Raw genomic sequence first — 25,828 nt, forward strand, 5'->3', positions numbered from 1 at the left:
CTCCGCGACCTCTGTGGTAAATTTTTCGCTCATGCCCACCGAGAGAACCGACTTTGCCGTGAAGCTGCGCGACGTCCCGCACAAGCCGGGCGTCTACGTGATGCGGGATCGCCTGAAGAAAGTGATCTACGTTGGGAAGGCCCGCGACCTCCGCAAGCGCGTGGGCAATTACTTCATGCCGTCGAAGAAGATGACGGCGGATCCCAAGACACGCGCCCTCATCGACAGCATCTGGGATTTCGAATGGCATGTCGTAAAAAGCGAGGCCGAGGCCGTGCTCTACGAAGGCCGGCTCATCAAGGAGTTCCGGCCGAAATACAACGTCAGCTTTCGCGACGACAAACGCTTCCTCCTCGTCCGCGTGAATCTCGACGAGCCCTATCCGCGCTTCGGCCTCACGCGGCTGAAAAAGGACGACGGCGCGCGTTACTTCGGCCCGTTCGCCCACAGCGGCGCCCTGCGCACCACGCTCAATGCCATTCGCAAGCGCTTCGGCCTGCGCACCTGTGCGCCGCGCGTGCCGGATGAGGGCGACTACCGCCATTGCAGCAACGACATCATCAAGAACTGCTCCGCGCCCTGCATCGGCCGGGCGACGCAGGAGGACTACCGGCGTCGCGTGGACGCGGCCTGCGAGTTTCTCGAGGGCCAGTCGACGCAGATGATCGAGCAGGTCGAAGCCGAGATGAAAGCCGCCGCCGAGAAACTCGATTTCGAAAAGGCCGCCCAGCTTCGCAACCTGCTCGACGACCTGCGCACCACCCGCCGGCCGATGACGCGCTACGTGCACAAGGCGCTGCCCAGTGCAATCGACCCGCAAAGCGACCTCCTCGCGCTCAAGGATGCCCTCGGCCTCGAGCGACCGCCGCGCATCATGGAATGCTTCGACATCTCGAACATCAGCGCCACGCACATCGTCGCCTCGATGGTGCGCTTCCGCGCCGGCGTTCCGGATCGCGCGAATTACCGCCGGTTTCGCATCGCCGGCGTGAGGGGCCAGAACGATTTCGCAAGCATGGCGGAAGTCGTCCGGCGCCGCTACGCACGCATTCTGCGGGAAGCCGCGACCGCCGCCGGGGAGGACGCCGAGTTCAACCAGGAAGGCCCTTACGACGCCGCGCTCCGAGCCACCGAGAATCCAAAATCCAAAATCCAAAATCCAAAATTTCCGGGCTTTCCCGATCTCATTATCGTCGACGGTGGCAAGGGCCAGCTGAGCAGTGCGTGCACGGAACTCCAGCGCCTCGGGCTCTCCGCGGTGCCAATCATTGGACTCGCCAAGGAATTTGAGGAGATTTACCGCCCCGGCCAGGCCATGCCGATCCGGCTGCCCGCGGAAAGCGGCGCCCTCAAGCTCCTCCAGCGCATCCGCGACGAGGCGCACCGCTTCGCGAATGGCTACCACAGCCTGCTGCTCAAGCGCCGCATCAGCGAAAGCCGCCTCGACGACATTCCCGGCGTGAGCGAGGCGCGCAAAAAGGCGCTCCTTGCCAGATTTGGCAGCGTCGCCCGGCTCAAACGCGCCACTCCCGAGGCCCTTGCCGAGCTCCCCGGCATCAGCCCGCGACTCGCCGGAGAAATTCTCGCCGCCCTCGCCGGCTGAGCACGCCGATCAGTAGCGAAGAATTCGCAGCACGAGCGGCTCGGAGACGTTTCCGAGCTTATCGGTCGCCGTGACGGAGATCCGATTGATCCCCATCACGAGCGGCACCTCGAAGCGCCAGAATTTGTCGCCCTTCGCCAGCTTGTGGAATGTGACTTTCTTGCCCTTCTTCCGAGTCTTTCCGCGGCTCTTCGCGTCGCGCTGGACGGTATATTCCACCTTCGCGATTCCCGTGTCGTCCTCGGCCGTGCCGCGGATGGTGATCGAATTCTCCTTCGTGACCCGATCCCGCGGCTTGCGGGGATACGAGACGCGCACCCATGGGATCACCGCACGGGTATCCGCGAGATAGATGCCCTCGCCGCTCGCAAAAGACGCGCGGAAGACAAATTGATGGAGGTCATTGAACGTCCCGGGACCGGCAAAATCCACGGACGTGGCTACCTGATTCCCGGAAGGCGTCGGCAGAGACACGCCGTTCGCCGCGATCAGGACCGGACCGCCCGAGCGACGCTGGATCCAGATTCCCTCTCGTGTCCCGCCATTCGGATAAAGGATCACCGCCTTGAAGATCACGTCGCCGGTTTCGTTGACCACCGCCGGCCCAAATACGTCGTGAAACGTCACCCCATTGGTAGTAGGCACGGCGTCGCCGCCCCGAACGATGGGCTGCAACGCCCCGGGAAAACCCGCAAAAACGGCCGTCGAGGAACTCTCGCTATTGTCGTAGATCGTCGCGCTGAAGGCGACGTGTCCGTCCGACGCGATCGAGGGATGGGGCGAGAGATCGTTCAAATAAGCGCCCGGCATCGCGGGAGCCGGTTCACCCTCCGTGGCCACGCGTTTCAGGGCACTCGGCGCTCCCGCGTAAAGATTCTGAACCGTGAAGGGCGTGGGCGACGGGCCGGGCGTCGTCAGCACCTTCAATGCGACATTGCCGGATTCGTTCGCGTCCACCGTCGTCCCTGCAAGAGAATCGTAGGCATCGGCGCCACCCTCGGAGCCCTGAAAAATCCGCCGCACCAGCACGTTTCCCGAGCGCCCGGGCAGCGTCTGTCCCTCGACCAGCGGAGTGGTCGCTCCCTGGCCATTCACCAAGCCAAGCACTTCGGCGAAGCTCTCTGCACCTGTTGCCTGTTCCCCCTTGATCGCCACGAGATTCCCCGCGCGAAACGCGGCCGGGCCAAAATCCACGAACGACGTCGGCAATGCCAGCGAGACATTTTCCCCGAAAATCCCCACGGAAAATCCGCGTCCGGTCGTCGTTCCATTGAACGCCACCCGCCCGTCGAAGGCCACCGACACCGCACTGAAGCTGTCGTAAGTCATGCCCGATTCCGGCGCAGCTTGTCCCGCCTGGGCGACCAGTCGGGGTTTTCCAAAGAAGCTGGCCACCACGCGAGGCGTCCCGAACTCGGCATCGATCCCGTCGATGAACGCCACCGTGCCATCCGCGCCGAGCTTCGGCAGCCCAAAATTCGAATACTGCCCACCACCGGGCGCCGGCTGCCCGGTAAACGCCACGACGTCATAGCTCGCCCCAGCCTGCCCAAAGGCCGGCAAAACCACCGCCATCAGGCCCGCAGCCCAAAAGCCAATCAAACGGGCCCCGATAAGCGAAACAATCAGTTGGCGACGCATACGAGCCGCCAAACTAGCCCAACAACAGAGAGCGACAACCCCTTTTTGCGAAGGATTGTAGGTAACCGGTTCATCTCAAAAACGTAAAACCCCGACGAGAATCATTCCCGCCGGGGTTTTGCAAAAGAATTTTCCTAAACCCGACGACGACGGGAGTTCAGAAAAAGCGCACCGATTCCCAAAGCAGCCAACGCAATCATTCCCGGCTCCGGAACCGCACTCACGTCAGCAAAGCTGGTAGAAACAACCAGACCGTCGATTGCCGTCGTGCCGATCCCACTCGCTTGTCGTAGCAGGATATTTCCCATTGTCGTTATGCCTCCAGGAACCGAGGTCTCGCCATCGACAGTGGTTGAAAAAACAGCCGCTACCGAATCGGTCACTGACGAACTGCCTTCACCAGTTGGATTAATCCACAACGTGGAGGTCATCGTCGTAAAATCGAATTTCACGACAATTCGAACTGTCGTGTTCAAATCAAACTCCGCACCGGAATAAACGACCGCGTTTCCACTGTCGTTGATGATTCCTAACTTGAATTTCGTAGAGGTGGAACCTTGGGCGATTTGCAAGCGACCGAAATAGTCATTCGCGGCCCCCGTTTCACCGTCCCAAAGTGTGGCGAAATAACTTCCGTTCGCGCTGGGGGCAGCAGTAACCGTGGCTGTGAGGCCATAATACAAAGATCCGCTACTAACCGGAGTAAACGCCCGTGCATCATCTTGCGAATTCGCAAAAGTCGTGATTGCCCTACCAGACGATACATTCAAAGGCGTGCTGCCGCTATTGAGAACCCATGCTCCTCCCGAAACCGTTAAAAGATCGCCATCCGCATAATCAAAATATTCCGAAAGCAATGGGGCCGCAGAAGCGCCACTCATGACGGAAAAACACAGCGCTCCCATGGAAAGGAGCGAAACGAATGGCTTACGAACAAGCGATTTGGAAGTGGGCAGCGGATTTTTCATTGGGAATGGAAACAAGGGCAGCACTTTTGCCATTTGAATAAACACGGTCCGTCGGCAGCCCGAGGAACATTCAAATTGCGACAATTATGCCATCGTCTGTTGCGAGCCACTCTCAGCAGCCACCGTGCCTGAAATGCCATAGCCCTTCACAAGGGCACGTTATTCCCAAATTTTTTCAGAAATTACGCCGATTTACTTCCGAACAAAGATTATCACACGGAGAGCCTCCTCGCTCCCTGCCTGAGCGGGCGTCAAATCAGCTCCGCAATCTGCACGGCGTTGAGCGCGGCGCCTTTGAGGAGCTGGTCGCCGCAGACCCAGAAGGTCAGGCCGTTTTCCATCGCGCAATCGAGGCGCAGGCGACCGACTTCGCAGTCGTCCTTGCCGGCGACTTCGAGCGGCACGGGATACTTGCGATCCGCTGGCACGTCGACGACCCGGATGCCGGGAAATGCGTCGATGGCCTTGCGCGCGGCGGCTACGCTGGCGGGACGCTCGAACTCGGCGCTCACCGCCACGGAATGCGCCCGGTAAACCGGCACGCGCACGCAGGTCACCGAGGCGCGGAACATCGGCAGGTGCATGATGCGCCGGCCTTCGTTCTGCATCTTCATCTCTTCCTTCGTGTAGCCGGAGTCGAGGAACGAGTCGACCTGCGGGATGACGTTGAAGGCGATCTGATGGGAGAAAACCTCGGGCTTCGTCGCGACGCCGGCGGCGATATCGTTCACCTGCTGGCGCAGTTCTTCCACGGCCTGGGCACCGGCGCCGGACACGGCCTGGTAGCTGGACGCGAAGACGCGCTTCACCCGGAACTTCTGATGCAGCGGGTAGAGCGCCATGAGCGTGATGGCGGTCGTGCAGTTCGGATTCGCGATAATCCCCTCGTGATGCTTCACGTCGGCGCCGTTGATCTCGGGCACGACGAGCGGAACATTGTCGTCCATGCGGAAGGCGGACGAATTGTCGACCACCACGGCCCCGGCCTTCACGGCGATCGGGGCATATTCCTTCGAGATGCCGCCGCCCGCGCTGAAGAGCGCGATGTCGACGCCGGCAAACGAATCGGGCCCGAGCGCTTGCACGGGGACGTCTTCGCCGCGGAATGGCAGGGTTTTGCCCGCGGAACGGGGCGAAGCGAGCAGGGTGAGCTTGCCGACGGGGAATTTGCGACGCGCGAGCACGTCGAGCATTTCCACTCCCACCGCGCCGGTTGCCCCGACGATCGCCACATGATACTGCCTGCTCATAAAATAAAGAGGGTTATGTCTATCGCAGATTCCGCTTCGGGCCAATCGGCATTTTCCATTCGGGTGAGCGTGCCGGAGCAACGGCTCGACCTGCTCGAGGACGAAACCATCGTGGCAACCTATCCCGTCTCAACCTCGAAATACGGGCTCGGCTCCGAGCCGGGAAGCTACCGGACGCCCACGGGCCAATTCGTCATCGGAGAGATGATCGGCGGCGATGCGCCGGCGTGGACGGCGTTCAAAGGGCGACAGCCGGTCGGGATTTTTTCCGCCACGGATGACGACGAGGACGGCATCCTTTCCCGCATCCTCTGGCTCAGCGGACTCGAGCCGCAGAATGCGAACACGCGCGACCGCTACGTCTACATCCACGGGACGAACCAGGAGGCACTGATCGGCACGCCCGCGAGCCACGGATGCGTGCGGATGCGGAACGCCGACGTGATCGACCTCTACGGCCGGGTGCGCCCCGGGACGCCGGTGCACATTCTCGCCTGATTGGTGTCGCGGCGGGCCCGAATTTCATTGTCGCCCGGTGGGGATGGAGCGTTAATCAACGCCAGCTTCCAGCAAGGAAAGGAGGGGAAATATTTCATGAAATTCGTCAAGATCGCGGCCTTCACCGTCTTCGCGGCCGCTTCGCTCAGCCTCGGTGCCTGTGCTTCGAAGCCCGCTCCGGCTCCGATGCCGTCCACGATGGGCATGTCGAAGTAATTCGCCATTGCACATCATTCAGGCCGGGATGGTTTTGAGATCATTCCGGCCTTTTTTGCGCCCGGACGCGCATTTTTGGAAAATGTATTGTCTCGCTTTCGGCAATCGGTTTAACAGGGCCAGCAATTTGCGAAGAAAGGGGGGAAATATTTCATGAAATTCGTCAAGATCGCGGCGTTCGCCGTTTTCGCAGCCGCCTCGCTCAGCCTCGGCGCCTGTGCGTCGAAGCCGGCTCCGGCTCCGGCCAGCGTGGGCATGTCCAAGTAAGACATCCCGCCACCTGAATCAGGCCGGAGTGATTTCTCGTAAATCATTCCGGTCTTTTTTTGTCCGTCGGCGCGTTCCGCGGACGCACGCTCACGTAGCGACTGCCCGCGAGCGTGAAGCGCCACGGCAATTCCGCCGCCACCGAGATACCGATCCTGCCATCGGCCACCAGTTTCGGACGCCCGAGCCGCGGCTGAAACGCATGGTCCGGATCCGTGCACAGATCGCGACCATGCCACGCCCCATCGATCCCGAGCGCCTGCGTGAGTCGCCCCGGCCCGGCACACAACCGACGGCCATCATCGAGGCCCCGGCGCCCGGCCATCGCGGCGATCCCCTTCACCGGCTCCAGCGCGCGAAAGAGGACGAACCCCTGGCGACGGGGCCCTTTCACCAGCACGTTGAGCATCCAATGCATGCCGTAGTTCAAATACACGTAGGCCGTGCCCGGCCCGTGCCGCTCGACGAAGGCCCGCGAACTCGGCCGGAAAAACGTGTGGGACGCCGCGTCGCCCACGGTGTCGTAGGCTTCGGTTTCCACGATGATCCCCGAGCACTCGCCCCAAATCAGCTCCGCGCCGATCAACTGCCGGGCGCAGACCAGCGGCGCCCGCTCGAAAAAATCCCGAGTGATCACGCTCGCCTCGAGTTACAGCCCGCTCGGGTGGTCGAGGAACTCCCACGGCAGATCGAACTTTCGCTCGAGCGCCGCGCCGAGCGCCTTTACGCCGAAAGTCTCCGTCGCGTAATGCCCGGCGTAGATCAGATTCACGCCCAGTTCCTCCGCCGCAGTGAAGCTCCAATGCGGGCCCTCGCCAGTGAGGAAGGTGTCCACACCGGCCGCAGCCGCCTTTGCGATCTCGCCGCCGGCGCCGCCGGAGCAGATGCCCAGCCGCCGCACGCGGTCCGGTCCGCCCGGAGCGACATGCACCGGGGACTGCACGATAGCCTCGATTCGGTCGATGAGCTCTACCAACGGCTGGTTCACCGCGGCCTGCACGCCGATTTCAAGGAACGGCGTCGTGCGCCTGATCCCGAGGGCTTTCGCGAGCAGCGCGTTGTTGCCGAGTTTCGGATGGAGATCGAGTGGCAGGTGGGAGCTGTAAATGGCCAAGCCGGCCGTGATGGCCCGATGCAGCTTGCGGTAGAGCGCGCCGTCGATCCGCTGGGCGCCGCCCCAGAGAAAACCGTGGTGCACGATCAGCAGATCGGCGCCGGCCTCGACCGCCTGGTCGATCACCGCCTCGCAGGCGTCCACCGCGCAGGCCACGCGGGTGACCTCGCCCGCATTCGCGAGCTGCAGGCCGTTGTGCGCACCGGGGTAATCCTTGATCTCGTCCGTGCGGAGTTCCCGATCCAGAAAGGCGACGATTCCCGCGAGTTCCATGGCGCGAACATCCGTTAGTTCTGTAATTTCTGTCAAAGTCCTTTAACGTCCGCCCCCTATGCTCAAAGCCGGAATCGTGGGTCTGCCGAACGTTGGCAAATCGACCCTCTTCAACGCCCTGACCCGCACGCGCAAAGCCGCCGCGGCCAATTTTCCCTTCTGCACCATCGAGCCGAACGTCGGCATCGTGAGCGTGCCCGACGCCCGCCTCGACGAGCTCGCGAAGCTCAGCAAATCCGAGAAGACGCTGCCCGCAGCCATCGAGTTCGTCGACATCGCCGGCCTCGTGCGCGGCGCGAGCGAGGGCGAAGGCCTCGGCAACCAGTTCCTCTCGCACATCCGCGAGGTGGACGCGGTCGTGCAGGTCGTCCGCTGCTTCGAGGACGAGGACATTCATCACGTCTCCGGCTCTGTCGATCCCGTGCGCGACATCGAGGTCATCAACACCGAACTCATCCTCGCCGACATCGCCTCGCTCAAGAAACGCGCCGAACGCCAGACGAAGGGCGCCCGCGCCGGCGACAAGACCGCCAAGGCCGAGCTCGCCCTCATCGAAAAAATCCTGCCGCATCTCGACGGCGGAAAACCCGCGCTCACCGTCGAGCTGAGCGACGAGGAAAAGAAACTCCTCCGCGAGTTCTTCCTGCTCAGCGCGAAGCCCACGCTCTTCGCCTGCAACGTCCGCGAAGACGATCTCGCCGACCTCTCCGGCGACAAACCCGCCGCCCAGCACGTCGCCGCGGTGAAGAAATACGCGACCGAGCACCTCGGCTGCGAAGTCGTCGTCATCAGCGCCCAGATCGAGAGCGAGCTCGCCGAACTTCCGCCCGAGGAGGCGAAGGAATTTCTCGCCGGCCTCGGCGTGGACGACTCCGGCGTCGGCCTTCTCATTCGCGCGGCCTACCATCTGCTCGGCCTGCGCACGTATTTCACGACCGGGCCGAAGGAATCGCGCGCCTGGACGATCCACGAAGGCGACAAGGCGCCCGCCGCCGCCGGCGTGATCCACAGCGACTTCGAGCGCGGCTTCATCGCTGCGGAAACCGTCGCCTTCGAGGAGCTCAAGAAGTTCGGCAGCCAGGCCAGGGCCCGCGAGGCCGGCCGCCTGCGCATCGAAGGCAAGGAATACGTCGTGGCCGACGGCGACGTGATGGAATTCCGCTTCAACGTCTGAAAAATCCCCCGTGGCGTATCGGGGGTTCCGCGTCTAGAATTTCGGCCAGCCATGAAAGCCCTTCTCGCCGTCCTCGCGCTCGTCCTGATTTCCGGTGCGGCCTACGCCGACCAGCTCACCGCCGCCGTGCAGACGAAGCTCGGCAAGCTGGGCTACTACAATGGCCCGGTCGATGGTTCATGGGGCAGCCAGACCGCCGCGGCGGTGCGGCGGTTTCAGGTCGCGCAGGAACTGCGGGTGACCGGGGAATTGAACCCCGCCACGCTCAACGCGCTCGGCATCAAATCCGCGCCCGCTCCCACGCCCGAGGTCGTCGATCCCGGCAAGGCCCTGGCCGACATTTTCGTGGGCGGTCCCTATCTGAATTCCCCGCCGGAGTTCCAGGTCCGCACCGTCAAGAAGGCGCAGGAAAATCTGCGAGTGCTGCGCTTTTATCGCGGTCCGGTGAACGGCATGCCCAACGCCGCGCTCACGCAGGCGCTCGTCGATTACCAGGCCGCCAACCGCTTCAAGCGCACCGGCCGCCTCGACAAGACGACCCTTCAGGCGCTCGACCTGCTGTATCTCTCCTCCGACGATTAGAGAAAAAAGAGAACTGCACCGGGCGGGGATCGAACCCACAACCTCTGCCTTCGGAGGGCAGCGCTCTATCCAATTGAGCTACCGGTGCGCGGACGGAGACTATCCGCAAGCGCCGGGGGAATTGCAAGGACGCGCGCATCCCGTGTATGTCCCTGCGGGTGAAATCCCGCCTGCGCGAAATCCTCCAACCGGCCGTCATCGTCGGCGCCCTCGGCTACTTCGTCGATATCTACGACCTCACGCTCTTCCTCAGCGTGCGCAAGCCGAGCCTTACCGCTCTCGGCTTTTCCGGCCAGGAGCTCGTCGACCTAGGCATCCGGCTCGCGAATGTGCAGATGCTCGGCATGCTGATCGGCGGCATCTTCTTCGGCATCCTTGGTGATCGCCGGGGCCGCGTCTCGCTGCTCTTCGGCTCCATCATTCTCTACTCGCTCGCCAACATCCTGAACGGGTTCGTGACGAACCTCTGGCAATACGAAGTGCTGCGCTTCATTGCGGGCTTTGGCCTCGCGGGCGAGCTCGGCGGCAGCATCACGCTCGTCTCGGAAATTCTCTCGAAGGAGGCTCGCGCCTGGGGCACCACGATCGTCGCCACCGTGGGCGTGAGCGGGGCCGTCGTGGGCGGCTGGGTCGCGCAGCACATGGACTGGCGCATGGCCTACTTCCTCGGCGGCGGTCTCGGGTTGCTCCTGCTGCTTCTGCGCGTGACCGTGGCGGAATCCGGCATGTTCCGCGAATTGAAGCAGCAATCCGTCGGCGTGCGGCGGGGCGATTTCTTCTCACTGTTCACGAATGGCCCCCGCTTCCTGAAATACCTGCGCTGTATCCTGATCGGCCTGCCGAGCTGGTTCGTCGTGGGCGTGCTCGTCACGTTCTCGCCGGAATTCGCCAGGCAGCTCGGCGTCTCCGGCGACGTTGCGGCCGGCTACGCCGTCTCCAGCGTTTATCTCGGTCTCACGTTCGGTGATTTCTTCAGCGGCGCTCTCAGCCAGTTCTTCCGCTCCCGAAAGAAGATCGTCGCCGCGTTTCTCGCGCTCACCCTCGCCGCGGTGATCGCATATCTGTTCTCGCACGGGGTGAGCGCCGCGATGTTCTACCTCATCATTTTCGTGATCGGCGTCGGCATCGGCTACTGGGCGCTGTTCGTGACGATCGCCGCGGAGCAATTCGGCACGAACATCCGCTCGACGGTGGCCACCACGGTGCCGAATTTCGTGCGCGGCTCGCTTCTGCCGATCACCTGGAGTTTCGCCGCGCTGAAGGGGCCGCTGGGAATGATCCCCGCCGCTCTCGTGGTCGGCGTGGTCTGTATCGGCATCGCCGCGTGGGCCCTTGCCGGCCTCGAAGAAACGCACGGCAAGGATCTCGACTACATCGAACCGGTCTAGCCCGCGCTTCGGCGCTTGATTTCGCACCCGTGCGCCGCTGGAGTAGCGCGCATGAAGCGCATCCCCGCAGGCATTCTTCTCGCCACGCTTTTCTTCACCGTCCCCCTGGTCCCCCGGACGCTCGCGGAGGAAAGCGCCAGTCAACTTGCCGACCAGGACCTTGGTCCCGACTCCGGCAATCAGGACCAAAGCGCCGAAGCGCTCGCGCAAGAGAATGGCGTCGCGGATGGCGCCAGCCAGGATACCGACCAGAGCGCCCAGTCCCTCGCGAACCAGAACGGCCTCGCCGATCCGAGCCAGGATCCCGAGGAAAGCGCCTCCTCCCTTGCCAAACAGCAGGGCCTGAACGCCGCCTCCCCGGACGAAAGCGCCAGCAAGCTGGCCGAGCAGGCCGGCCTCGAAAAGAAATCGAAGAAGGTCGGCAGCCCCGCGCAGTCGGTCTTCAGCGGTGAAGGCATCGACGGCTCCGTCTACGCGATCGTGGCCATGGCGGACGGCAGCGCCATCGTCGGCGGCCGCTTCACCACGGTGAACGGCCAGCCCCGCGCCAACCTCGCCCGCATCAAGGCCGACGGCACGCTCGATCCCAGCTTCCTCGCCGCATCCACCGACGGCGTAAATGGCGCCGTCTACGCCCTCGCGGTCGACGGCAGCGGCAATCTCCTCGTGGGCGGCTATTTCACGAGCGCGCAGGGCCTGCCGCTCCAGAATTTCGTCCGATACCTCGCGAACGGCACCATCGATCCGAAGTTCGCCGAAGGTCAGAGCCCGAACGGCTCGGTCTACGCCATCGCCGTCCAGCCCGATGGCAAGATCCTCATCGGCGGCAAATTCTCGCAGGTCGGCTCGACCCCGCGCCAGAACCTCGCCCGGTTCAATGCCGACAGCACGCTCGACGCTCCCGTGACCGCCGCCAATTCCGGCGCCGGCACGATTCGCAGCCTCGCGGTGCTGGCCAATGGCGCGATCCTCGCCGGCGGCACGTTCGAGATTCCCGGCCAGCCCGCGCGGAACATTCTCACCGCGCCGTAAGGTCTCCCGCGGTTTCTCTACGAACTCGCGCTGCCGTAGCGGCGCACGGCGGCCTGCCAGATCAGTCGCGTGACGAGCAACAGGCCGAGCGTGACCGCCGCCAGCTGCCCGATCGCCGGCCCCGGCGTCTCGCCGAAACGCGCCAGCACCCGTGCCGGCACGTTCGTTACGAGCACGATCGGCAGCACCCAGGTGAACACGAACTTGAACATCCCCCGGTAGATCACGTCGGGATAGCGGCCGAGATTGAAAAGGTTGTAGTAACCGTGGATGAGGCCGTCCGCGCGCACGACCCAAAAACTCACCGAGGCCAGCCCGAGCATCACGGCGTAGTGCACCGCCACGCCGCACATCACGCAGGCGAGATACAGCGCGACCTGCGCGGCGGAAATGCTCACGCCGAGTTTCCACACCGCCGTCAGCACAAAGGCGATGCCGACCAGCGTATTCACGAGGCTATCGAGGCCGAATTGCTTCACCGACACGGCAAACTGCGCGTCGACCGGCAGCATCAGCAGAAAATCCATTTTCCCCGTGCGAACGAGTTCCGGGATGTTCGACAGGTTCATGTAGAAGAACGCCTGGAAAATCTGCGCCACGACCTGGTGCGTGCCGATCAGCAGGACCATCTCCCATTTCGTCCAGCCGCCGATGTTCTCGGTGTAACCAAAGATGACCTCGATAAAAATGATCTGCCCGAAGAACCACAGCAACTCGACGGCGAGCCACAGCAGGAAGTTCGCCTTGAAGTTCATTTCGCGGATCACCGAGTTCCGCAGCATGATGGCGTAAATCTCCGCGTAGCGGCGCAGCGTGGTCATGCCCCGGGGAAATCGAGGACGAACCGGGCGATCCGATCCGACGCATCGGCGCGGCTGACCTGCGCGAGATTCGCCTTCCAGCCTCGCCAGATGCGGGCGTTATCCGCAAACGCGCCCTCGACAACCGCGGCCAGCCGCTCGGGCTTGCCGAAAGCCGGCTCGCCCACGCCCCGGCGCAGGAGCATCGCAATATTGCCCTCCTCCTGACCGGGCACGAGATGGCTGACGAGGAACGGACATTGCGCCGCGATGGCCTCCTGCACGATCGCGCCGCCGGCCTTGCCGATGAAGGCGTGATGCTCGCAGAGCAGGCGCGGCATGGCGTCGGTCCAGCCGATCAGGCGGCATTTCCTGTCGTTGCCGAGCCCGGCGGATTTCAGGGCCTCGAACAGGCGCACGTGCTTCCCCGTGACGACGGTGAGCTCCACATTGGGAAGTTTGCCGAGCGTCTGGATCTGGCGCAGCGTGAGATTGAGCTGCGTGGAGGGCATGAAAAGCAGCTTCCACGGCGGTCCATCGGTCGCCGCGACGGGCGCACCGGTCGCGAAGAAACGCGAAACCGGAAATCCGAGCGCATGCACGATTTTCTCGGGGATTCCGCGACCGCGCAACAGATCGGCGGTCTCCTCGTCCGCGACGACAAACGCGTCGGAGAGGCAACGATGCCAGGCGGAGTTCACGCCCACGGAGTCCGTGATCACCGTCACGATGGGCATGTGCACGCCGAGCCGGCGCTTCTGGATGTCGCGGAAAAGATAACCGTAGAGCGGATACGTCGAGACGATGATGTCGGGCCGGAAATCGGCGATCGCCTGGTCCAGCTCGTCGCGCAGGGCGCGGGCCGCCCACATCGTTTTTTCCATCCAACCGGGCCGATCGAGGCCGAGAAAAATCAGCCTCCAGATCCACGGTGCGCGATTGATCGCGAAGGAATAGCCCACCTTAACGGTGGAGTTCATCAGCGGCACGGCGTCTTCGTAGAGATCGCCCACGCGCACCTCGGCCTCGCCGGTGGCCTCGAGGGCCTCGCGAATCGAGCGAGCGGCGGTGTTGTGCCCTTCGCCGAAGCTCGCGGTCAGGACGAGCACGCGCTTCATGGCCGTGCGCTAAAGCGCCGCCAGCGCCTTTCTCCCCCGTGCCTTGGTTTCGTCGTCATCTTTCTCGCGGGAAGGAAGGCTAAGGCCTTTTTCGAGTTCCGCGCGAGCTTCTTCCTTCCGGCCCAGCGCCGCGTAGGTGCGGCCTAGTTCGATATGATGAATCACCCGTTGGGGCCGGAGAGAAATGGCGCGCCGGAAACACTCCGCCGCCCGTTCGTTCGAGGCCTCGGGAAATTTCCCGTAGATGGCCTGCGCGAGAAATCGCAGCGCGGCGTTGAAGTTCGCGAGTTCGTAATTCCAGCGCCCAAGCACATGCCACGCGTAATCCTGCGACGGATCGAGCTGGATGGCCTTCTCGGCCTCCTCCTTGATGAGGCGCGAATAGGCGACCTTCGTGCGCGGGGACTCCATCATCGCGACCTTGCCGTAGACAATTGCCAGCGAGAGGTGCCCCTCGGCGTTGCCCGGATCCGCCGCTTCGGCGCGCTTCGCATAGTCGAGCGCCTTCGCCCCCAGTTCGCGATTCCTGGGTGACGTGGATTCGCTGACCATCTGCTGCGAATACTGCTTCGCAATGCACCGGAGGATGAGGGCGTCGTTCGGCTTCGCTGCCTCGGCCTCGAGGAAAATCACGAGCGCCTCGGCATTCCTATTCTTCGCGTCAAGGGCGTCCCCCTGCCGGATCAGGTCCGCGACGTTCTCCGCCCGAAGCAGGGCCGGCAAAAGCAGGAGCAGCCAGACGAAGCGCCTCATTTGCGGAAGCGGTAATGCGAAACGATCCATTCCTGCCCGTTGCGGTAGCCCCACAGCTCCGCGCAGGAGAGATAAAACACCCGCCAATACGCGCGCCACTTTGCCGCCTGCTCCGGGCCGTAAGTCTGTTCGAGCAGCGGGCGAATCCGGGCGTCGTTGGCATCCATGTTTGCCAGCCAGGCCTCGGCGGTGCGCTGGTAATGCGTGCCGCTTACGCGCCAATGCTCCTCGATGCGAAGATCGTCCTGAAAATAGAGCAACAGGTCATCCGACGGCATCGTGCCGCCCTCGAAGAAGTAACGCGTGATCCAGTCCGACGGATCCTTGCCCACGAAATGGTAGGCATACTCGCGATGGGTGAAGATGTGGACGAACAGCCTGCCTCCCGGCCGCAGCCACAACGCGATCTTCGCAAGCAACGCCTGGTAATTCTTCATGTGCTCGAACATCTCGACGCTCACCGCGCGATCGAACTGCTCCGCATCGAGGGCGAGATCGTTCATGTCGCACGTGATCACGGTGACGTTCGCAAAGCCTCTTGCGCGGCATGCCGCCTCGATGTGGGCACGCTGCGTCGCGGAGTTCGACACGGCGGTGATGCGCGCCGTCGGATATTTCTCCGCCATCCAGAGCGTGAGACTGCCCCAGCCGCAGCCGAGCTCGAGGATGTCGAGGTCGTCGCTCAGCTCCGCGCGCTCGCACGTGAGCGCCAGCATCGCCTCCTCGGATTCCGCGAACGTCGTGTCCTCGCGCGGCCAGTATCCGGAGCTGTATTTCAGCCGCGGCCCGAGACAGAGCTGGAAAAACTCCGTCGGCACCTCGTAATGCTGCTCGTTCGCCGCGGCGGTCTTGATGGCGATCGGGCTGGCCTTCAAATCATGCACGAAGTCCTGCAACGCGCGCCGCTGACTCTCGACGTCGCCGCGATTTTCCTCCCGAAGTTTTCGCCCGAGCAGGTTGCGGATGCCAAGGCGGATCGCGGCGTCGGGCAGGAGGTCCCTCGCCAGGAGTGTGTCGAGATTGATCATGATTTTTTGGGGAACCACGGCACGAACACGCTCGTGGTGCGCTGGTATTCGCGATACTCGTCCCCGCGCGACTTCACCGCCTGCGCCTCGGTGGCCGGGATTCCCGTGACCTTGAAGAGGAAGAACAGCATCAGCGCCGGGCAGAAGAAGGTCATCCACCCGTCGGGCGAGCCGAGCGCGAAGACGAAATACGCGACCCAGATCAACCATTCGAAGAAGTAATTCGGATGGCGTGAGGCGCGCCAGAGACCGATGCGGCACGTCCGGCCCTTGTTTTCCGGCACGGAGCGGAACTCATGGAGCTGCCAGTCGGCCAGCGCCTCGCCGAGCATCGCGACCAGCCACAGCGCCACGCCCGCCCATTCCCAGGTGGAGATTCCCGCGTTCGGATTCGAAGCCGCCATGGCAAAAGGCGCGCTGAGCACCGCGAGCAGGACGGCCTGCAGCTGAAAGAAGCCAAAGAACATCAGCCACGTGTTCCGCGGGTATTGCTCACGCAGCGTGGCGTAGCGGCCGTCCTCCTCCGGATGATGCCGCGAAACCCGAATCCAGAGATAGATTCCCAGGCGCGCGCCCCACAGTCCCGCCATGCCGCAGATCAGCAAACGGCGCGTGGGATCGCCCTCACCGATGAGAAAATAGATGCCGGCCAGCACCGCAAAGCCCAGCGCCCACGCGACATCGACGATGCCGGCATTGTTGAACCATCGGGCGAGGAACCAGACCGCGACCATCATCGTCATGGCCACGGCCGCGCCCGTCGTGAGAAGGAACCAGAATGCGTCTGTCATGCGTTTTGCGTCTTCGAGAAACGGTTAATTACGAAAAGAGATCATACACGTCGGAACGGATGCCGGAATTGTCCGGGCGAGAGTAAACCGCCTGCACGACCGAGATGTGTCGCGTCGCGAACGCCGCCTCGCAATAGCGCAGGTAGTAGCGCCACTTGCGCAGGAACCACTCGTCGAAGCCAAGCGCGCGAACCTCCTCGCGCCGGGCCTCGAAACGCTCCGCCCAGAGCGCGAGCGTCTTCGCGTAATGCGGGCCGAGATCCTCCCAGTCGAAGAGGTTGAGCGTGCCGGTGCGATTGAGGGCCTGCGTCACGCGGGCCTGCGAGACGAGCAGCGAACCGGGAAAGATGTGCTTCTGGATGAAATCGACGCCGTCGCGAAGGATGCGAAACTGGCGATCCGGACAGGTGATCATTTGCAGCGCGAAGAGCCCGTGCAGCTCGAGCAGGCGCTGGCAGCAGTCGAAATATTCGTCGAGGTAGCGATCGCCGACGGCCTCGATCATTTCCACGGACACGATCTTGTCGAAGCGCCCGGAGAGCCGGCGATAATCCTCCAGCCGCACGTCGATCCGGTCGGCAAGACCCGCCGCGGCGATGCGCGTCTGCGCCTCGGCGAGCTGGGCCTCGGAAATGGTGATCGTCGTCACGCGGCAGCCGTATTTCCGAGCGGCGTGAATGGAGAACGCGCCCCAACCCGTGCCGATCTCCAGCAGGCGGTCGCCGGCCCGGAGCTGAAGCTTGCGGCACAGGCGATCGATTTTTTCGATCTGGGCTTCTTCGAGCGAAAGCGCCGGCGGATCGAAGACGGCCGACGAATACGTCATCGACGGGTCGAGCCAGAGCTTGAAGAAGTCGTTGCTGAGGTCGTAGTGCTCACGAATGTTCTCGCGCGCCTTCGCCTCGCTATTCGGCCGCAGCAGGTGGCGGACGCGGTTCGCGGCGTTCAGAAGATTCAAGAACGCGGCCTTCGCACCGCCCTCGGTCTGCATCGCGCCGGAGTCCTCGGCATTGCGAATGAAAAAGGCGATCACGCGGGTGAGGTCGGGCGTTTCCCACTGGCCGTCGAGGTAGGCCTCGGCAAAGCCGATCGGCCCGAAGAGCACGCAGCGCTGGAAGAACGCCTCGTCGTGAATCTCGATGCGGGCCGGCTGGCGCTTGTCGAGGCCGCCAAACCACTGCGCGCAGCCATCAGGTAGCACCAGCTCGAGCGATCCGCCTTGCAGCGGTCGCAGCGAATTCAGCACGAGATTGCGGAAGACGGTCTTCACTCGCCAATGATCTTCACGAGCACGCGCTTGCGGCGAAGGCCGTCGAATTCCCCATAGAAAATCTGTTCCCACGGCCCGAAGTCCAGCCGGCCGGCGGTGATGGCGACGACCACCTCGCGGCCCATGATCGTGCGCTTGAGATGCGCATCCGCGTTGTCTTCGCCGGTGCGATTGTGAAGGTATTGGGCGTGCGGCTTTTCCGGCGCCAGCGCCTCGAGCCATTTCTCGAGGTCGGCATGCAGGCCGCGCTCGTCGTCATTGATGAACACGCTAGCGCTGATGTGCATGGCGTTCACGAGGCAGAGACCTTCGCGAACGCCGCTCTCGGCAAGGCAGCGCTCGACCTCGCCGGTGATGTTGAAAAACTCACGCCGTTGCCGGACGTCGAACCAGAGTTCTTTGCGGTAGGATTTCATCGCAGGGATCGGTGGGGATTGAATACGTCACGTTGCTGCTCGCGGTTCACTTCTTTTCGATGAAACGGCACGCGCTTCAGCCACAGGCGCAGCGCCTCCCAGTGGATCGCGCCGATCACCTTGAGCGTGATGAGCGGATACTTGACCGTGAAACGCGCCAGATTTGCCGCGGTGAGCGGCACGCGGGTGCCGGTGAGCGTGCTGATGAGCTCGCGTTCTTCGCCGCGGTAGTCGTCGATGAAGATGCGCAGATGCTCGCCCGGGGCGTCGAAACGGAAGTCGAAGGCGAGATCGAGATCGGAAAACGGCGAGACGTAGAAATGCTTCGTCGCGCGACGATGGAACCCTACTTCCTTGCGCGGGACGAGGAACGGCTTGCGCTCGTGGAAGGTGTTCTCGACCTCGACGACGGACGTGTAGGGTTCGCCCGCGGCGTCGTAGAAAAAGAAGACCGAGATGGGATTGAAGGTGTAGCCGAAGACGCGCGGCAGCGTGAGCACCCGCACGGCGGCGGGCTCGCGCGTCTCGCCCTCCCGGCGCAGGAACTCCACGACGTTCTCCCGGATGCTCGAGCGGCCGAGTGAAAAGTGATCGGCATCGTGCAGGCTGTAGAGGCCGGGCTCGTTGACGGCGAAGAGCGGAATCTCCCGCTCGATCCGCTCCAGCTCGTCGAGATCGAGCCACATGAGGAAAATGCGATAGACGAACTCGTGCCGCTTCGGCGAGAGACGGCGGTGCATTACCGAGCATTCGTAGATCGCGGAGTTCATGCGGCGGCGAGATGTTCGCGCACGGCAGCGCAGGCCTCGAGCGCGGACCAGTAGGCATCCTCGTGAAAGCCGTAGTGGAAATAGCTGCCGCAAAAATAGACGCGCTGTGTCGGCGAACGGCGGTTGAGGCTGGGCAGCTCCGCCTGCGCGCGCAAAGCCTCGAGCGTGAAGATCGGGTGCTCGTATTCGGTCTCGTAGATGATCTTCGCGGGATCGACGAGGTCGCGCGAATTTAGCGAGACGAAGTAGTCGCGGCGCGGGGACACGTTCTGCAACGCGTTCATCCAGTAGTGCAGCGACGGGCGCTCCTGCGCGTCGATCCGGTAGTTCCACGAGGCCCAGGCGATGCGGCGGCGCGGCATCAGCGAGGCATCCGTGTGCAGCGTCGCGAGGTTAGGCTGGTAGGCGAAAGCGCCGAGGAGCCTTTGCTGTTCGGCATCCGGGCGGGCGAGCATCCGGAGCGCCTGATCGCCGTGCGCGGCGATGATCACGCGGTCAAAATCCGCCGCGGCGTCGTCCGCAGTGCGAATCGTGGCTCCGGCTGGCGACTCCTCGACCGAAACCACCGGCGAGCCCAGCCGGACATCGGTGAACTTTTCGAGAATGCGCCGCACGTAGCTGCGCGCGCCGCGGCTGACCGTGAACCACGGATGGTGCGTCTTCACGCCGAGGAAGCCGTGGTTGTGGAAGAAGCGGAGGAGCATCGCGGCCGGAAAATCGAGCACGCCTTCGGGCTGCGAAGACCAGATCGCGGCGCTCATCGGCACGAGATAGTGTTCCAGCAGGTCGCGGCCAAAGCCGTGCTGTTCCGCAAACTGGCGCACGCTGAGGTCGCGCACGGCCGGATCGTCGAGCGAAGCATTCGCGACCTGAAAGAAACGCGTGATCTCGCCGAGCAGCCGATGAAAGCGAGGACGGAGAAGATTGCGCTTCTGGGCGAAGACCTTGCGCAGCCCCATGCCGTTGTATTCGAGATCGTCCGGCAGATGCTGAACGCTGAACGACATCTCGCTGGGCTGCGTGGCGACGCCCAGTTCCTCGAAGAGTCGGCAGAGATTCGGGTAGGTGACGCGGTTGAAGACGATGAAGCCGGTGTCGATCGGCACCTCGCGACCGTCCTCGTCGGCGACGACCGTGTTCGTGTGGCCGCCGGGGCGAGCCGCCTGTTCGAAGAGCGTGAGGCGGGCCTGCTCGCGGAGGTTCCACGCGCAGCCGAGACCGGCGATGCCAGTCCCGATGATCGCAATCCGTTCCACGGTGTTACGACCGGAGGTGGTTGGCTTCGACGTAGGCGTCCTTCGGCACCGGGCGCAGGTCCCAGACGAGGCCGAGCGAGGCAAGTCCCCGCAGCAGGTAGTAGCTGATGTCGATCTCCCACCAGTAGAAGCCCTGCCGCGCGGTGGCCTGGTGGCGGTGATGATTGTTGTGCCAGCCTTCGCCAAGCGTAATGAGGGCCAGGATGAGGCTATTCCGGCTCTCGTCGCCGGTTTCGTAGCGCTGCGTTCCGAAGACGTGGGCAAACGAATTCACCATGCAGGTGCCGTGGAAGAGCAGCACGGTGCTGATGAAGAAGCCCCAGACGACGAGCTGCCAGGCGTTCGTTCCGAGTTCCGGCGCGAAGGCGCCGAGGACCGATCCCGCAGCAAAGAGAGCGGCGAAGAGGAGGAGCGGGCCGATCAGGTCAAAGCGGTTGAGAAAGACGAGCTCGGGATAGCGGGCGAGATCCTGCACGCGGCGGTAGTCGGTGGGAAAATTCCGACTGCTGGTGAGCCAGCCGATGTGCGACCAGGCAAAGCCCTTCCAGCCCGGAGAATGCACGTCGTGCTCGTCGTCGGAATGCTGGTGATGGTGCCGATGAACGGCCGCCCACCACAGCGGGCCGCGCTGGATGGCCGTGAGGCCGAGCAACGCGAAGAGAAATTGCGCGGGCCGCGAGGTCTTGAACGCCCGGTGGCAGAAATAGCGATGGTAGAGACCGGTGACGGCGAACATGCGCACGAAATACAGCGCGGCCGCCACGCCCACGGCCGTCCAGCTCCAGCCGGTCCAGATCACGCCGAGACAACCGACGTGGAGAATGATGAAGGGAACGGCGCGGCGCCACTCGAAGCGCTCCGGCCGCTCGCGGACCTTCTCGGCGCCTTCAGGGAAATAGTCGGAATCGAAAAAACGGACGACGCGCCGCAGAATGCCCGTTCGCGCCGGCGCGGAAAATGGCCGGCGATCAGTCGGGGCGGACCCCGAGTTCCTCGAGGATGCGGTGAAGGTCGTCGTTTCCATAATACTCGATCGTGATGCTGCCCTGCTTATCGGCATGATGGATTACGACGCGCGTCGCGAGACGGTGCTGTAATAAATTCTGTAAATGCAGAACGGCGGGCGCGGTGGCCTCGGCCGTTTTTGCCCGCTTCTTCCCGGACGTGCCCTGCGTTTTCGAAAGATGCGTCGCCGCAAGCTTCTCCGCGGTGCGCACCGAGGCGGACTGCCGGATGATGACGTCGGCAAGGAGACGCTGCTCCTCCTTCGATTTCAGGGAAAGAAGGACCTTCGCGTGGCCGACCGAGATCCGGCTCTGGCGAACCATCGTCTGCACGTCGGGATCGAGATCGAGCAGACGCATGGAGTTCGCCACGGAGGCGCGGCTCTTACCGACGCGGCGCGAGATTTCCTCCTGGGTGAGGCCGAATTCGTGGGCCAGCCGCGAGTAGGCGGCGGCTTCTTCGATCGGGTTGAGGTCTTCGCGCTGAAGGTTCTCGATGAGGGCGAGCTCGAGGACTTCCTGATCGCTCGCCTTGCGAATGATGACCGGCGCCTCGACGAGACCAACAAGCTGCGAGGCCCGCCAGCGACGCTCGCCGGCGATCAGTTCATAGCGCTCGCCGGACTTGCGAACGATGAGAGGCTGGATGATGCCGCGCTCGCGAATGGATTCCACGAGCTCGTTGAGCTGGTCGGCGCGGAACTCCGTGCGCGGCTGGTGCGGGCTCGGAAAAATATCCGCGAGAGGGATGGACTGGATGCGCTCGCCATCGGCCTCGGCCGGCACAGGCGCCGCAACTCTCGTATTGATGAGAGCTCCTAATCCTTTTCCGAGCGCCGGTTTTGCCATGGGGTGTCCGATCCTAGGGACCCCGTTCGTGCAAATCAACTTGAACATGCCCCCGAAAAATCCGGATCGTCCGCGCGTGCCCGACGAACCGCCCAAACTCTTCGAAAGACTCGCGATCTGGCACGTCGCTCCGGCGGCCCGCGGGGCCGGGCAAATGGCGCTGGACGAAGTGATGCTGCGGCTCGCGGAGGAGCCCACCATGCGGCTCTACCGCTGGCAACAGCCCGAGGTGACCATCGGCTACCCTCAACATTGGGAGGATGCACAGGCCTTCGCGGGTGATCGCCCCATCACTCGTCGATGCACGGGAGGCGGATTCGTCGAACACGGCGCCGACCTCACGATTGCGCTCGCGGTGCCGGCCACGCATCCCTTCGCCCGCCTCGCGCCGGCAGAAGCGTATCGCCGCATCCACGAAGCCATCCGCGCGGGACTCGACGACGCGGAAGTTCGGCTCGCCACCGAGGCGGAGTGCACGTGCGGACCGGCGTGCTTTGCGAGCCCCGCGCTCCACGATGTGATGCGCGGCGGACATAAGATTCTGGGCGGCGCCCAGCGACGCTCGCGGGAGGGGTTTCTCTACCAGGGCAGCCTTCGGGACGCAGATTTCGCGAATGCGGCAGCGGCTTTTTCCGACGCGGTGGAACTCTGGCGACCTCCCGCCGGCTGGGAAACCATTTTCGAGGGACTGGTGAGCACTCGCTACGGCGCGGAAGCCTGGAATCGGCGGCGCTAGGCGGCTAGGGCACCGGCTCGGTGGTGGCTTCGCCGCGGCCGAGCGCGTCGAAAGAAATGTCGAGCACGGGATATGTCTTCCAATTCTTCAAATCGAAGTGCCACCACTCGAAGGGATAGGGCTCGAATCCGTGGTGCGTCATCACGTCCTCGAGCTTCCGCATGTTGGCGCGCTGGAGGGGAGTCATCGCCGGAGAATTGCGGTGCGCGGCCTCGGTGAAGTCGTCGAACGAGCTGGGCATATCGAGCGCGTTGCCCATTTTGTCGACCAGCGTGACGTCGACGGCGGTGCCGCGCGTGTGCCGGCCGCGGTTTACGGCGGGATTCGAGACGTATCGCTCGTCGTGGACAAGATCCCACATTTTCTGCTGCACGGAGAGCGGCCGGTAGCCGTCGTAGATCTCGAGGCCGAGGCCCTCTTTCGCGAGATCGGCCTGCACCGCGGCAAGGGCGGCGGCGGTGTCGCGATGGACGAAGAACTTCGCCGCCGGGTAGAGCACTTCGCCGGTAAAATTATAGCGGGTGGCGTAGCGAATCTCAGGCAGCAACGGCGGCTGGATCGTCGCCCCGTCGACGAGATGATGCTCGATCGGCGCCGCCTGCAGCGAAGCCGCCAGGACGAACAGCAACGCCAGCCCGCGACGGATCATCGCCGCTCGGGATAGCGCGCCAGCAGCTCGGAGAGAATTTTCTTCGCGGTGCTCGATTTTTGCGTCCGCAAGAGCGCGGCGCTTTCGGAGGGGCTGCCCCAGCGCAGAATTTCGATCGTGACCTGGCGGGTGGCGGAGTTCGGCGCGGCGGGCTTGTAGAGCAAAAGGAGGTTCTGCCCGACGATGTCGTCGGTGTAGTCGTCCACGGTGTAGATGTCGCCCGTCGCGAGCACGCGGAACTGCGTGCCGGCCGGCCAGCGGGCCCAATCCGCCGCCGCACTGGAGACGGCGCCGACCAGATAGCGACTGCCGCACGCGGTGAGGCCATTGCCGCCGGCACCCATATACGAGGTGACGTTGACCTTCTGGTAGGTGGCGCGAGGGAGCGGGTCTTCGTAAGCCGGGCCACCGGCGCAACCGGCAAGACCAAGCAGGACGGGAAAGAGAAGGGGCAGGAAGCGCACGAGACGTTTTCGTAGAAAATTCCCCGGCGTAACGCGAGGGATTTCAATCCGGCTCGACGGCCGTCGGCACGAGAATGGCGTCGCTCATGCCATGGAGGAGCTTCTTGTCCTGCGGGCAGATCGTGGCCAGTGCGCCGGCCGTTTTCACGCGACCCTCGCCGGGAAAATAATACGGGCAGAGGCGCACGCGGCCTTTCATGGTGACGAGCGCGCCGCTCTCCTCGTCGAGCCAGGGGTGCTCGAGGACGCGCCCCCTGTGGAATTGCTGGAGCAGGTGCGGCCGGCGGTCGTAGCCGGCCAGCGCATCGTGAAGCGCGTCGCGCCACTCGTTCTGCGGCACGTCCTGAGCGACGACCACGCCGCGTGAGCCCCACGCAGTTTCGTCGAAGCCGCTGACCTTGAGAATCAATTCGCGCTGCTTCTGACTGAACGCGGCCACCTCGTCCCAGCTTTGCACCTCGAGGCGCGGCAGCACGGCATGCGGCGGCAGCGGGGCGGGATCCAGCAGCCACGTGTAGGGAATGACCTTCCGCAGCGCGACGAGCGTCTTCTCACCCAGCTCGCGCCGCCAGAAATCCTCGAGCGGACGCAGCCAGAACAACGCGAACCAGAGCTTCTCCTCGAGCTGGGGCTTGAACGGCGGCGTCACCCGCAACGCCCCGGTGCGCGCCCTCTCGAGCAACTGCGCGGAGTTTCGAACGTTCGCGAGATCGAACAGCTCGAAGAATCGATAGACCGTCGGCTGCCAGTCCTCGCGCGGCGCATCGTCGACGACGCGCCACGTCTTCCCGGCGCCGCGTTCATTAAGGCGCGCGGCGACCCATTCCATCTCCGGCCGATAAGTCGCGGCCTCCTCGGAAACCACGATGTCCCCACCGGGAACAATCGCCGCGAAGCCGTCGAGCATGCCATCCGCGCCGCCAAGGATGTCTTCACCGAGCGCGGCGTATTCGCGGCCGAGCCAGGCGGTGAGGCCGATGCCGCCGGGCACGCTGTCGAGCTCCGCGATGGTGAACCCGTCGTCGGTCAGAACGAGATCGGGACGAATCACAGCCGGAATTTCGTCGCGAAACATCCGGTCACGCGCAGCTTCCACGAGTTCCGCGGGCTTGCCCCGGTCGAGCACATCGGCAATCCACGCCGGCTGCCTTCCTTCGGAACTCAGCCGGTAGAGCTGATTGCAGGCCTTGAGAAACTGGTGGAGGCGGTATCCGAGCTGGTCGAGCTCGGCCGCAAATTTTCGCGAGATCGGGAATGCCTGCGGCGAAACGCGCCACGCCTTCTCGGCAAACAGGCCGCCGGCCGGCAGCGCGGCCCGAATCCGACGCGCACGGTCGAGGCTCATCGTGTGAGGATCTTCAGCGCCCCGCGGACCAGTGCGTCACTCGCCGCCGTGGCGCCCTCGCTCTCGACCGCGAGTTTCACCGCCTTGTGCGCCTCGACCTGTTTGTAGCCGAGCGTGATGAGGGCGAGCACGGCGTCGTGCATCGCGGTCTCGGCCACCGTCGGGGCATTCTTCGCGCTCGAGGCTTCCCACTCGGCGGCGACGCCCAGCCTGTCCTTGAGCTCGAGCACGACCCGTTCGGCGGTCTTTTTGCCCACGCCGCTGATCTTCGAGATCGCCGCGACATCTCCCGCCACCACGGCGGCCTTGAAGGCGTCCACGCTCATGCCGCTCAGCACGGAGAGCGCGAGTTTCGGGCCGACGCCCGTGACGTGATGAACGAGCAGGCGGTAGAGGTCGCGCTCCGTCCTGGTCCAAAAGCCGATGAGCAGGTGCTCGTCCTCGCGAATGACGAGATGCGTGAGAATGCGAATCTCCGTGCCGGGCGCCGGCAACCGGTCGAAACTCGAGAGCGGAATCAAAACCTGGTAGCCAACGCCCCGCACGTTAACGACAATCTGCGTGGGCAACGCC

27 protein-coding genes and 1 tRNA gene are annotated in these 25,828 nt (G+C 63.7%); 7 read left to right on the forward strand and 21 right to left on the reverse strand.

Going from position 1 to position 25,828, the window contains the following annotated elements; all coding sequences use genetic code 11:
• Positions 1-31: 31 nt before the first annotated feature.
• The gene (locus VIM61_15590; protein HEY8901835.1) at positions 32-1,603 is read left to right on the forward strand and encodes an excinuclease ABC subunit UvrC; all 1,572 of its coding nucleotides are present in this window, start codon (positions 32-34) and stop codon (positions 1,601-1,603) included.
• Positions 1,604-1,612: 9 nt separating this feature from the next.
• Here the strand turns inward: VIM61_15590 and VIM61_15595 are convergent, their stop codons facing one another.
• The 3 genes from VIM61_15595 to VIM61_15605 form a co-directional block, all read right to left on the reverse strand.
• Positions 1,613-3,178: a choice-of-anchor tandem repeat NxxGxxAF-containing protein gene (locus VIM61_15595; GenBank protein HEY8901836.1), complete on the reverse strand. Its 1,566-nt coding sequence runs from the start codon at positions 3,176-3,178 to the stop codon at positions 1,613-1,615.
• Positions 3,179-3,378: 200 nt separating this feature from the next.
• Entirely contained in the window at positions 3,379-4,245 is an 867-nt protein-coding gene (locus VIM61_15600) for a PEP-CTERM sorting domain-containing protein (GenBank protein ID HEY8901837.1), read from the reverse strand.
• Positions 4,246-4,463: 218 nt separating this feature from the next.
• Positions 4,464-5,462 (reverse strand): aspartate-semialdehyde dehydrogenase, encoded by a 999-nt coding sequence (locus VIM61_15605; protein ID HEY8901838.1) that lies wholly within the window; start codon positions 5,460-5,462, stop codon positions 4,464-4,466.
• Between the two features lie 15 nt (positions 5,463-5,477).
• Between VIM61_15605 and VIM61_15610 the strand changes: the two genes are divergently transcribed.
• On the forward strand, positions 5,478-5,960 hold the full coding sequence (locus tag VIM61_15610; GenBank protein HEY8901839.1) for a L,D-transpeptidase: 483 nt from the start codon (positions 5,478-5,480) through the stop codon (positions 5,958-5,960).
• Between the two features lie 526 nt (positions 5,961-6,486).
• On the opposite strand, the gene VIM61_15615 is transcribed toward VIM61_15610, so the two are convergent.
• On the reverse strand, positions 6,487-7,080 hold the full coding sequence (locus VIM61_15615; protein ID HEY8901840.1) for a DNA-3-methyladenine glycosylase: 594 nt from the start codon (positions 7,078-7,080) through the stop codon (positions 6,487-6,489).
• Between the two features lie 12 nt (positions 7,081-7,092).
• Entirely contained in the window at positions 7,093-7,830 is a 738-nt protein-coding gene (locus tag VIM61_15620; GenBank protein ID HEY8901841.1) for a Nif3-like dinuclear metal center hexameric protein, read from the reverse strand.
• Positions 7,831-7,888: 58 nt separating this feature from the next.
• On the opposite strand from VIM61_15620, the gene ychF reads away from it, so the two are divergent.
• Positions 7,889-9,004, forward strand: coding sequence for a redox-regulated ATPase YchF (ychF, locus tag VIM61_15625; protein ID HEY8901842.1), 1,116 nt, complete (start codon positions 7,889-7,891; stop codon positions 9,002-9,004).
• 51 nt (positions 9,005-9,055) lie between these two features.
• On the forward strand, positions 9,056-9,586 hold the full coding sequence (locus VIM61_15630; GenBank protein ID HEY8901843.1) for a peptidoglycan-binding domain-containing protein: 531 nt from the start codon (positions 9,056-9,058) through the stop codon (positions 9,584-9,586).
• A gap of 14 nt (positions 9,587-9,600) precedes the next feature.
• Here the strand turns inward: VIM61_15630 and VIM61_15635 are convergent.
• Positions 9,601-9,674 (reverse strand) — tRNA-Arg (locus tag VIM61_15635).
• A 58-nt stretch (positions 9,675-9,732) separates the two neighbouring features.
• On the opposite strand from VIM61_15635, the gene VIM61_15640 reads away from it, so the two are divergent.
• Both VIM61_15640 and VIM61_15645 read left to right on the forward strand, forming a co-directional pair.
• On the forward strand, positions 9,733-10,974 hold the full coding sequence (locus tag VIM61_15640) for an MFS transporter (GenBank protein ID HEY8901844.1): 1,242 nt from the start codon (positions 9,733-9,735) through the stop codon (positions 10,972-10,974).
• A 51-nt stretch (positions 10,975-11,025) separates the two neighbouring features.
• Positions 11,026-12,006: a delta-60 repeat domain-containing protein gene (locus VIM61_15645; protein HEY8901845.1), complete on the forward strand. Its 981-nt coding sequence runs from the start codon at positions 11,026-11,028 to the stop codon at positions 12,004-12,006.
• A gap of 17 nt (positions 12,007-12,023) precedes the next feature.
• On the opposite strand, the gene VIM61_15650 is transcribed toward VIM61_15645, so the two are convergent.
• Genes VIM61_15650 through VIM61_15700 form a run of 11 tightly spaced genes read right to left on the reverse strand, consistent with a single transcriptional unit; the run spans position 12,024 to position 21,998 of the window.
• A complete protein-coding gene (locus VIM61_15650) occupies positions 12,024-12,827 on the reverse strand; it encodes an ABC-2 family transporter protein (GenBank protein ID HEY8901846.1) in 804 nt (267 codons plus the stop codon).
• Positions 12,824-13,924 carry a hypothetical protein gene (locus VIM61_15655; protein ID HEY8901847.1) on the reverse strand — a complete coding sequence of 367 codons (1,101 nt, stop codon included), beginning with the start codon at positions 13,922-13,924 and terminating at the stop codon, positions 12,824-12,826. Before VIM61_15655 ends, VIM61_15650 begins: the two co-directional genes overlap by 4 nt.
• A gap of 9 nt (positions 13,925-13,933) precedes the next feature.
• The gene (locus VIM61_15660; protein ID HEY8901848.1) at positions 13,934-14,677 is read right to left on the reverse strand and encodes a hypothetical protein; all 744 of its coding nucleotides are present in this window, start codon (positions 14,675-14,677) and stop codon (positions 13,934-13,936) included.
• Positions 14,674-15,705, reverse strand: a complete 1,032-nt coding sequence (locus VIM61_15665) for a cyclopropane-fatty-acyl-phospholipid synthase family protein (GenBank protein ID HEY8901849.1) — start codon at positions 15,703-15,705, stop codon at positions 14,674-14,676. The genes VIM61_15660 and VIM61_15665 overlap by 4 nt, the downstream gene beginning before the upstream one ends.
• Positions 15,702-16,496, reverse strand: coding sequence for a DUF1295 domain-containing protein (locus VIM61_15670; GenBank protein HEY8901850.1), 795 nt, complete (start codon positions 16,494-16,496; stop codon positions 15,702-15,704). The genes VIM61_15665 and VIM61_15670 overlap by 4 nt, the downstream gene beginning before the upstream one ends.
• A 28-nt stretch (positions 16,497-16,524) precedes the next feature.
• Positions 16,525-17,766 carry a cyclopropane-fatty-acyl-phospholipid synthase family protein gene (locus tag VIM61_15675; GenBank protein ID HEY8901851.1) on the reverse strand — a complete coding sequence of 414 codons (1,242 nt, stop codon included), beginning with the start codon at positions 17,764-17,766 and terminating at the stop codon, positions 16,525-16,527.
• Entirely contained in the window at positions 17,763-18,182 is a 420-nt protein-coding gene (locus VIM61_15680) for a secondary thiamine-phosphate synthase enzyme YjbQ (protein HEY8901852.1), read from the reverse strand. The genes VIM61_15675 and VIM61_15680 overlap by 4 nt, the downstream gene beginning before the upstream one ends.
• A complete protein-coding gene (locus tag VIM61_15685; protein HEY8901853.1) occupies positions 18,179-18,952 on the reverse strand; it encodes a DUF1365 domain-containing protein in 774 nt (257 codons plus the stop codon). Before VIM61_15685 ends, VIM61_15680 begins: the two co-directional genes overlap by 4 nt.
• Positions 18,949-20,208, reverse strand: coding sequence for an FAD-dependent oxidoreductase (locus VIM61_15690; GenBank protein ID HEY8901854.1), 1,260 nt, complete (start codon positions 20,206-20,208; stop codon positions 18,949-18,951). Before VIM61_15690 ends, VIM61_15685 begins: the two co-directional genes overlap by 4 nt.
• Before the next feature lie 4 nt (positions 20,209-20,212).
• Positions 20,213-21,232 (reverse strand): acyl-CoA desaturase, encoded by a 1,020-nt coding sequence (locus tag VIM61_15695; protein HEY8901855.1) that lies wholly within the window; start codon positions 21,230-21,232, stop codon positions 20,213-20,215.
• Positions 21,177-21,998: a ParB/RepB/Spo0J family partition protein gene (locus VIM61_15700; GenBank protein HEY8901856.1), complete on the reverse strand. Its 822-nt coding sequence runs from the start codon at positions 21,996-21,998 to the stop codon at positions 21,177-21,179. The genes VIM61_15695 and VIM61_15700 overlap by 56 nt, the downstream gene beginning before the upstream one ends.
• Before the next feature lie 109 nt (positions 21,999-22,107).
• Between VIM61_15700 and VIM61_15705 the strand changes: the two genes are divergently transcribed.
• Entirely contained in the window at positions 22,108-22,797 is a 690-nt protein-coding gene (locus VIM61_15705; GenBank protein HEY8901857.1) for a hypothetical protein, read from the forward strand.
• Between the two features lie 4 nt (positions 22,798-22,801).
• On the opposite strand, the gene VIM61_15710 is transcribed toward VIM61_15705, so the two are convergent.
• Genes VIM61_15710 through ruvA form a run of 4 tightly spaced genes read right to left on the reverse strand, consistent with a single transcriptional unit; the run spans position 22,802 to position 25,824 of the window.
• On the reverse strand, positions 22,802-23,446 hold the full coding sequence (locus VIM61_15710) for a M15 family metallopeptidase (protein HEY8901858.1): 645 nt from the start codon (positions 23,444-23,446) through the stop codon (positions 22,802-22,804).
• Positions 23,443-23,910, reverse strand: coding sequence for a hypothetical protein (locus VIM61_15715; protein ID HEY8901859.1), 468 nt, complete (start codon positions 23,908-23,910; stop codon positions 23,443-23,445). The genes VIM61_15710 and VIM61_15715 overlap by 4 nt, the downstream gene beginning before the upstream one ends.
• Before the next feature lie 43 nt (positions 23,911-23,953).
• A complete protein-coding gene (locus VIM61_15720; GenBank protein ID HEY8901860.1) occupies positions 23,954-25,255 on the reverse strand; it encodes a hypothetical protein in 1,302 nt (433 codons plus the stop codon).
• Positions 25,252-25,824: a Holliday junction branch migration protein RuvA gene (gene ruvA / locus VIM61_15725; protein HEY8901861.1), complete on the reverse strand. Its 573-nt coding sequence runs from the start codon at positions 25,822-25,824 to the stop codon at positions 25,252-25,254. Before ruvA ends, VIM61_15720 begins: the two co-directional genes overlap by 4 nt.
• Positions 25,825-25,828: the final 4 nt, after the last annotated feature.

It is taken from the genome of Chthoniobacterales bacterium (genome assembly GCA_036569045.1).
GTDB lineage: Bacteria > Verrucomicrobiota > Verrucomicrobiia > Chthoniobacterales > JAATET01 > JAATET01.